8 protein-coding genes are annotated in these 6,763 nt (G+C 71.0%); 4 read left to right on the top strand and 4 right to left on the bottom strand.

What is annotated here, in order from left to right:
- From HOQ08_RS14590 to HOQ08_RS14600, 3 genes are all read right to left on the bottom strand, one after another.
- Nucleotides 1-1,002 (bottom strand): FAD-dependent monooxygenase (locus tag HOQ08_RS14590; RefSeq protein WP_291196467.1); only part of this gene is annotated, 1,002 nt, incomplete at its 3' end.
- Complete coding sequence (locus HOQ08_RS14595) at nt 975-3,326, bottom strand: bifunctional diguanylate cyclase/phosphodiesterase (RefSeq protein WP_291196470.1); 2,352 nt, start codon at nt 3,324-3,326, stop codon at nt 975-977. The genes HOQ08_RS14595 and HOQ08_RS14590, both read right to left, overlap by 28 nt.
- Nucleotides 3,327-3,476: 150 nt before the next feature.
- Nucleotides 3,477-3,656, bottom strand: coding sequence for an oxidoreductase-like domain-containing protein (locus HOQ08_RS14600; RefSeq protein ID WP_291196489.1), 180 nt, complete (start codon nt 3,654-3,656; stop codon nt 3,477-3,479).
- Between the two features lie 112 nt (nt 3,657-3,768).
- Here HOQ08_RS14600 and HOQ08_RS14605 point away from each other — a divergent pair, with 112 nt between their 5' ends.
- Together HOQ08_RS14605 and HOQ08_RS14610 are read left to right on the top strand one after the other, a co-directional pair.
- On the top strand, nt 3,769-4,266 hold the full coding sequence (locus HOQ08_RS14605) for a hypothetical protein (protein WP_291196473.1): 498 nt from the start codon (nt 3,769-3,771) through the stop codon (nt 4,264-4,266).
- Nucleotides 4,267-4,399: 133 nt separating this feature from the next.
- Nucleotides 4,400-4,819 (top strand): CBS domain-containing protein, encoded by a 420-nt coding sequence (locus HOQ08_RS14610; RefSeq protein WP_291196476.1) that lies wholly within the window; start codon nt 4,400-4,402, stop codon nt 4,817-4,819.
- On the opposite strand, the gene HOQ08_RS14615 is transcribed toward HOQ08_RS14610, so the two are convergent.
- Nucleotides 4,791-5,279, bottom strand: a complete 489-nt coding sequence (locus HOQ08_RS14615) for a hypothetical protein (RefSeq protein ID WP_291196479.1) — start codon at nt 5,277-5,279, stop codon at nt 4,791-4,793. The genes HOQ08_RS14610 and HOQ08_RS14615 overlap by 29 nt on opposite strands.
- On the opposite strand from HOQ08_RS14615, the gene HOQ08_RS14620 reads away from it, so the two are divergent.
- Nucleotides 5,278-6,054 (top strand): methyltransferase domain-containing protein, encoded by a 777-nt coding sequence (locus HOQ08_RS14620; RefSeq protein ID WP_291196483.1) that lies wholly within the window; start codon nt 5,278-5,280, stop codon nt 6,052-6,054. The genes HOQ08_RS14615 and HOQ08_RS14620 overlap by 2 nt on opposite strands.
- 123 nt (nt 6,055-6,177) lie before the next feature.
- The coding region (locus tag HOQ08_RS14625) for a DUF72 domain-containing protein (RefSeq protein WP_291196486.1) at nt 6,178-6,763 on the top strand (586 nt) is incomplete at its 3' end.

Genomic DNA, 6,763 nt, shown 5'->3' on the forward strand with positions numbered 1-6,763 from the left:
CTTCCGATCTAGGCCCGTCAGCGCCGCGATGCGCCTGACCACCTGCCGATGCACCGGATGACGCAGCTGCGCGTAATTGACCAGGCGCGAGCGGTGCCCGGCCAGGGCGTCGGCGGCGCAATCGGCAAACACGTAGGCGTCCTCTATCCCCAGGTTCATGCCGCGTGCGCCCAATGGCGAGTGGATGTGCGCCGCGTCGCCGCCGAGCAGCACGCGGCCGACGCCGGCGCGCTCGGCCACTCGGTGCGCGATGTGGAAGTGCGATTGCCACTGCACCTCGCCGCACACGGTGCCGGCCGGCAGCGCCGACAGCGGCGCGTTGCCGTTGCCTATCACGCGCCAGAGATCCCCATGCAAGCGCAGCACGAACAGGAAGCCGTCGGGCAGCAACATCAGGTGCACGCGCTCCGGATCGAGCGGCGTGGCGAGGCGCAGATCCCACAGCAGCCAGGGCTCGGGCAGCTCGTCTCCGGGGAAGGCAAGGCCCAACGCCTGGCGCACGGTGCTGTGCGCGCCATCGGCACCGAACAGCACCGGCGCCTGCGTGCGCTCGACGCTGCCGTCCGCGTGCACCAGGCTCACCTCGACGGCGTCCTCGGCCTGGTTAAGCGCATCGAGCCTCACGCCACGCTGCACCGTCACCCCCTGCGCCGCCAGCGCTTCGGCCAGCAGGGCCTCGGTACGCGACTGGGCCAGGGCGAGCATCGAGTGGTCGGTGTCCAGCAGCGGCGAGAGCGGCACCGCCAGCTCGTCCTGCCCCGGCCGGTGCAGGCTGGCGCCGCGGATGGCCCAGCCTTCGGCAAGCATGCGTGCGGTGACGCCCGTGTCCTCCAACAGGTCTTGCGTGCGTGGATTGACGGCCAGCGCCTTGGAGGTGCGGCTGGGGACAGGCGCCTTGTCGACGATGCGCACCGCCACGCCGCGCCTGGCCAGCAGCAGGGCGGCGGCCAGCCCGGTGGGGCCGGCGCCGGCGATCAACACGGGCAAGGCGTTCGCGGGCATGCCGGAGGGTCAGCAAGGAGACCGAGCGAGCCTGCCAGCAGGGGCGGCAACCGGTTGTGAGGATGGGCAGGCGCCGCGGTCGGATAGGCCTCGTCGCCGATCACACTGGCTGCGCCCGCTCGCGGCCGCAGCACCTGGCCGATCGGCGCGGCGCGGCCCACGTAGTCGCCCTGGATCCAGTCGACGTGCAGGCGGCGCAGCAGGTCGGCGGTGGCCGCGTCCTCCACGAATTCGGCCGCGGTCTGCGCACCGAAGGCACGCGCCACGCGCACCGAGGCGCGCACCAGCTCCAGGTCGCGCGGCGAGCGGCGCATGTCGCGCACGAAGCTGCCATCGATCTTGATCAGGTCCGCCGGGATCTGCTTGAGCCGCTCGAAGGACTGGTAGCCCATGCCGAAGTCGTCGATGGCGAGGTGGCAACCGCGTTCGCGCAGCTGCGCGAACAGCCGCGCCGATTCGTGGGCATAGGTGATCGCGGCGGTTTCGGTGACCTCGAAGCACAGCTGGTTCGCCGGCAGCGGAAAGCCCTCGACCAGCGCCAGCAGCTCGCGCGCGAATTCGCGCGAGGCCAGCGATTGGCCAGCGATATTGACGCTGAAATAGCCGATCGCCGGCAGGCGCGCGCGCTGCTGGGTCATCCACCGGCCTAGCCGGCGCAGCATGGCCAGGTCCAGCTCGGCCATGCGGCCATCTGCCTGCAGCTCGGGCAGGAACTGGCCGGGCATCAGCAGGCGGCCGCCGTCATCGCGCAGGCGGCAGAGCACTTCGCCGCTGAGCTTGTCGGACAGGCCCGCGCCCAGCGGCGCGATCGGCTGGAACCACAGCTCCACTTCACCGGCACGGATGCGCGAGAACACCACGCTGGAGAGCGACAGGCTGCGTTGCCGCGACGCCCAGGCATCACCCTCGCCATGGCCGTCACCCGCGGCCGCCCCCTGCCCGGCGCGCAACCCATGCATCTCGCCACGCTGCTTGGCCTCGATGGCGGCCTGCGAGGCGCATTGCAGACGTTCGTCCAGGCCGTCGCCCGCGGCGACCACACCAAGGTAGGCCAGCACGCGCACGCGCTGGCCGGCCCAGGTGAAGTCGGCCTGGTGCAGGCGCTCCAATGCCTGGTCCCAGTCTTCCGCGCCCGCTGGACGGGCACTGGCGAGGACCAGTTGGCCGGTGCCGATGCAATAGACCTCGGCCACGCCGCGCAGGCGCGCGGCGACCCAGCGCATCAGCGCCGCCTGCGCGATAAGGCCCAGGCAGGCGACGATCTTGTCGGTACGGTCCAGCAGCAGGAAGCCCAGTGCGGGCGGCTCGGCTGCGCAACGTCGGCGCAGCGCGGCAAGATTGGGCAGGCCGGTGAAGGGGTCGGTCAGGCTGTCGCGCTCGTGCTGGACGGAGGCCGCATCGCGCTCCTTGCCGTAGAGCATGAGCATGACCACCAGCAACTGCAGCATCGCGCACTCCAGCACGGTGCGCAGCAGGCTGGGAAAATCCGGCAGGTGCACCGTCTCGCTGGCGTGGCGCGCCAGCCCGGCGGCGAACAGCAACTGCGCCAGCGTCAGCAGCGGCATGCTCCAGCGCAGGCGCAGGTGCAATGCCGCCCAGACCAGCGCGGCGGCGACCAGCAGGCGGTTGTCCAGCAGGATCGCCAGCGGCAGGTCTGGATGCCGGCCCAGGCGCGGCACCCACTGCAGCAGGCCCACCGGCAGCATCACGCCCACCGCCAGCAGCCGCCACGGGACGCAGCGCCACCAGGCCGCGCGGCCGTTGCCGTGGGTAACCAGCACCACCATGGGCAGGGTCAGCACGAGCACGCCGAACAGCTTGGCGAACAGCACTTGTATCTGGTCGTTCGCGAGCCCGCGCCAGTCCGGCAGCGGCCGCACCAGGGCCAATTCGAGCAGCAGGTTGGTGGCGGTCAGCGCCAGCGGCAGCAGCACCAGCCCGTAGAGCACGAAGCCGGACACGTCCGCCACGCCGAAGGGCACGCCGGCGCGCGGCCAGCCCATCTGTCGCGCAGCCAGCCGCAGCAGGCCATAGGTCGCCAGCGCTGCGTACACGCCGAACAGAAGGGTGACCGGCGGCGCATGCGTCGTCCATATCAACGCCAGCCACATGCCCGCCTTGGCCAGCACGCCCAGGCGCAGCGGCAGGCGGTCGCGGTAGAGCATCGCCAGCGCCAGCATGTAGCCGAAATGCAGGTGCACCAGCGAGGCATCCACCTGGATGCCGAAGAAGCCGGCACGGTAGGGAACGTGGACCCAGTAAAGCAACGCGCACGGCGACGCGAGCAGCACGCTGCGCGCCCAACGCGTTCCCCGCTTGCCCATGCGTCCCCCTGCCAGCCCCGACGTGCGGCGGCGGCCGTCGCTGCGGGCGGCCGCCGTCTGCCGCCCGCGAAGACCGGGGCGGTTCTACGCCTTATCGGTTGTACGGCAAAAAAATGTAACGGCCGTCACGATATTCGCCAGCGGCCCGGCTCAGGGCAGCGGGGCGTCCGGATGGCGCAGCCGCCAGGCGGCCAGTGCCGCGCGGTAACGTTCCAGCGCCTCGTCGTAGCGGTCGAGCACGCAATGAGCGCAGCCTTCGCCGCAACAGTCGGCCGGATCGGGCTCGACGGGGCGGATGGGCGGCGGATCGTCCGGGAACGGCGTCTGCATGCCGGCGATGGTACGGCCAGCCCTCACGCCAAGGACACCCGCAGGCGACGCCCTGCCCACCCGCGCTCCACAACGATGACGCCGGGCCCCGCACCCGACCGCGAGGAACGCCATGAAGACCCGCCACGTGCTGAGCACCCCCAACCTGGAAACCGCCAAGGCGGTGATGCAGGCCGCCCGCGCCGCCGGCATACCGGAGCAGGACGTCTCGCTGGTCGCCCGCTCCGACATCGAGCTGGAAGCGGCGCCCGAACAGCACAAGGAAGCCGGCGGCGATTTCTATCCGGCCGCCCTGCGCGGCGTGATCGGCGGCGGCGCCACCGGCCTGCTGGCCGGCCTGGTGGCGGTGGCGATCCCGCCCATCGGCATCACCCTGGCCGGCGTGGCCGGGCTGACCATCGCCGGCGCGCTCACCGGCGGCTGGACCAGCGCCATGGTCGGCGCCTCGGTGCCCGATCCGGTGCGGCGCAAGTTCGAGGGCGAGATCGAGGCCGGCCGCATCCTGGTCGTACTCGATGCCGATCAGGACCTGCTCGCGCGTGCCGAGCCGGCGCTCGTGCGCGCCGGCGCCACGCCGCTGCCGTTCGACCGGCCCACCGCACTGACATGAGTCCCGCCGGCATGAGCGCGAGGCAACCTGCACACCGGCCTTGCACGCCTCTTTCATGATCCACCGACACCGTGTTCAACCGGGCGCGAGGAACATCCCTGGCGTTCCCGCCCCATCGCCGCCCGGAGTATCCATGGACCTCGACCGCCTGATGACCCGCAATCCCAAGTTCTGCCTGGCCACCTCGCCGCTGGAGGAAGTGGCCCGCGCGATGCGCGACGAAGACGTCGGCGAGATCCCCGTGGTCGACCTGGACCGCCATCCGATCGGCGTGATCACCGATCGCGACATCGTGGTGCGCACGCTGGCCGCCGGTCGCAATCCCGTGGGCGTGCGCGTGCAGGACTGCATGACGGCGCCGCCGATCACGATCCAGGAAGACGCCACCGTCGAGGATTGCGCCCGGCTGATGCAGCGCCAGCAGGTGCGGCGCATCCCGGTGGTCGATGCCAAGGGCGCACTGTGCGGCATCGTCGCACTGGCCGACCTGGAGCGCTCCGACGCGCGTTCGCTGCAGAACGACGTCACCCGTAGCGTGTCCCAGCCGCACTGACCCATAACCCGAAGGAGACTGCCATGAAGATCCGCCTGCTGTGCTGGAGCCTGCTGCTGGCTTCCTCGTTCGCACTCACCGCCTGCAACCATCCCAATGAAGAGAACGCCGCGCCGGGCGCGGCGGCTCCGGCGACGGCGCCCACCGCACCGCCTCCGGCCAGCACCGCGCCGATGCCGCCGGCCAGCATGCCGCCCTCCTCGGCCACGGCAATGCCGCCGCCTTCCTCGACGGCTGCGATGCCGCCCCCGGCCTCGACGACGCACTGACGCGGCTGCACAACGCACCCGCGGACAAGGCACGGACGCACGCCGGCCAGGGATGGCCACGGCATGGGAAACCACCCGAGCCTGGCCCGCGCCGGGCTCGCTTGCGTGACGGCGTCCCTGCCGAAGGTCACGCCCTCCGCGCCATGCAGCAGGCGCACAATCGCAGCCCCACCCCCGTAGGAGCCTGACATGCGCACGCTCGTCCTTGCCGCGATGATCGCCCTCGCTTTGCCTACCGCCCACGCCGCGCCCGCCGCGCAGGCCACCACGCACCGGACCCAGCCGCCCTACCTCACCGCAGCGATCGACGATCCCGCGCGCCAGGCCGACCGCGCCGACGATGCACGACGCAAGATCGCGCAGGTGATGGCCTTCGCCCAGGTCAAGCCCGGCGACAAGGTGCTGGAACTGATTCCCGGCAGCGGCTACTTCACTCGCGTGTTCAGCGGCGTGGTCGGCCCCAAGGGACACGTCTACGCGCTGTGGCCGAACGAGTACGCCGCCGAGTCGCAGACCGACGTGGCCAACCTGCGCAAGCTCGCCGGCGAACCGCACTACGCCAACGTCAGCGTGCTCACCCAGCCCGCCGCGCAACTGGATGCGCCCGAATCGGTGGACGTGGTGTTCACCTCGCAGAACTACCACGACTATCCGGACAAGTTCATGGGCCATGTCGATCCGGTCGTGCTGGACAGGCAGGTCTTCAAGGTACTCAAGCCCGGCGGCGTGTTCGTGGTGATCGACCACGTGGCGCCGGCCGGCTCGGGCATGCGCGACACCGACACGCTGCACCGCATCGACCCGGCCATCGTCAGGCAGCAGGCCGAATCGGCCGGCTTCGTGTTCGACGGCCAGAGCGATGCGCTGCGCAACAGCGCCGACCCGCACACGATCAAGGTGTTCGACAAGTCGATACGCGGGCATACCGACCAGTTCATGTACCGGTTCCGCAAGCCGGCCAAGTGAGCCTTGCGCCACCCGAACCGTTCGCCCCGAGCGAAGCGAAGTCGAGGGGTCCTCGACTTCGGAGCTGTGCGCCCTACGCTCGGGGTGAACGGGTAGTTTCATTCGGGGCGAGCGGTTGACGTGATGGCAGTCGCCCGCATCGGCTGCGCCGGCTGGTCGATCCCGAAGGCGCATGCCGCTGCCTTCCCCACCGGAGGCAGCACGCTGGAGCGCTACGCGCAGGTGTTCGACTGCGTGGAAATCAACTCCAGCTTCTACCGGCCGCACCGCCCGACGGCCTGGCGCCGCTGGGCGGACAGCGTGCCGGCGGACTTCCGCTTCGCCGCCAAGATGCCCAGGGCGATCAGCCACGAATGCCGCCTGCGCGCCTGCGACGGGCCGATGGCTGCGTTCCTGGACCAGGTCGGTGGGCTCGGTGACAAGCTCGGCTGGCTGTTGCTGCAGTTGCCGCCGAGCCTCGGCTTCGACGCATCGGTTGCCCTGCCCTTTTTCGAGCGCCTGCGCGAAAGGCACGGCGGCCCCCTGGCGTGCGAGCCCAGGCATCCGTCCTGGTTCCGCGGCGAGGTGGACCGGGCGCTGCGCCAGCTGGGCGTGGCGCGCGTGGCCGCCGATCCGGCCCGCGAGCCGCGCGCGGCCGTTCCCGGCGGCGATCGCAAGCGTATCTACCTGCGCCTGCATGGTTCGCCGCGGATGTACTACGACGCCTATG

The sequence above is a fragment of the Frateuria sp. genome (assembly GCF_013362045.1).
In the GTDB taxonomy this organism is placed as follows: domain Bacteria; phylum Pseudomonadota; class Gammaproteobacteria; order Xanthomonadales; family Rhodanobacteraceae; genus Frateuria_A.